Genomic DNA, 978 nt, shown 5'->3' with positions numbered 1-978 from the left:
GGGTATCACGGCCAATCCGGCGCTGGGCGCGGCTGTCGACATCCTGGCCGGCGTTGGCGGTATCGGCATCCTCTCCGAGACCACGGAAATCTACGGCGCCGAGCATCTGCTTGCCTACCGCGCGGCAACGCCGGAGATCGCGCAGAAGCTCGACGGCTTCGTGAAGTGGTGGGAGGACCACGTCGCCAAGCATGGCGCCTCGATCGACAACAATCCCTCGCCCGGCAACAAGCGCGGCGGCCTCACCACCATCCTGGAGAAGTCCCTCGGTGCGGTCGCCAAGGGCGGCCAGACGCCGCTCAACGGCGTCTTCGGTTACGCCGAAAAAGTCACCGGCAGTGGCCTGGTGTTCATGGATACGCCTGGCTACGACCCGGTTTCGGCGACCGGCCAGGTGGCGGGCGGCGCCAACGTCATCGTCTTCACCACCGGCCGCGGCTCCTGCTTCGGCTGCCGTCCGACGCCGTCGATCAAGGTCGCCACCAACTCGACCATGTACCACCAGATGGAAGAGGACATGGACGTCAATTGCGGCGTCATCGCCTCGGGTGAAAAGACCATCGCCGGCATGGGCCGCGAGATCTTCGAACTGATCGTCGAAACGGCTTCCGGCCGCAAGACCAAGAGCGAGGACTTCGGCTACGGCGACAACGAGTTCGTGCCCTGGCATCTGGGCGCAACACTTTAGATTTTACTGATATAAAATAGACGGCGCGCCGGTCAGCGGCGGGCAACGGGGAGGTTTTGCATGGAAAAACGCCGTATCGGTCGGACAGCTCTGGAGGTCACCGAAGTCAGTTTCGGCGGCGCCGCACTTGGCGGCCTTTACCGCGCCTGTTCGCGCGAAGCGGCGATGGAGACGCTGCAGGGCGCCTGGGATGCCGACCTGCGCTATTTCGACACCGCACCCTTCTACGGTTTCGGACTGTCGGAGCGCCGCTTCGGCGACTTCCTGCGTTACAAGCCGCGCGATTCCTA

The 978-nt window shown here is 64.1% G+C and carries 1 protein-coding gene and 1 pseudogene; both read left to right on the top strand.

Annotated features, from left to right (window positions below; all coding sequences use genetic code 11):
• Positions 1 to 688: pseudogene (locus tag EN994_RS33085) on the top strand (UxaA family hydrolase); the annotation flags it as partial.
• 60 nt (positions 689 to 748) lie between these two features.
• Positions 749 to 978: aldo/keto reductase (locus EN994_RS33080; RefSeq protein WP_164746509.1), on the top strand; the 230-nt coding region annotated here is incomplete at its 3' end.

Origin of the sequence: Mesorhizobium sp. M7A.F.Ca.CA.002.09.1.1 (assembly GCF_003998555.1) — a bacterium.
GTDB lineage: Bacteria > Pseudomonadota > Alphaproteobacteria > Rhizobiales > Rhizobiaceae > Mesorhizobium > Mesorhizobium ciceri.
This window is presented reverse-complemented; position numbering and strand designations above follow the sequence as displayed.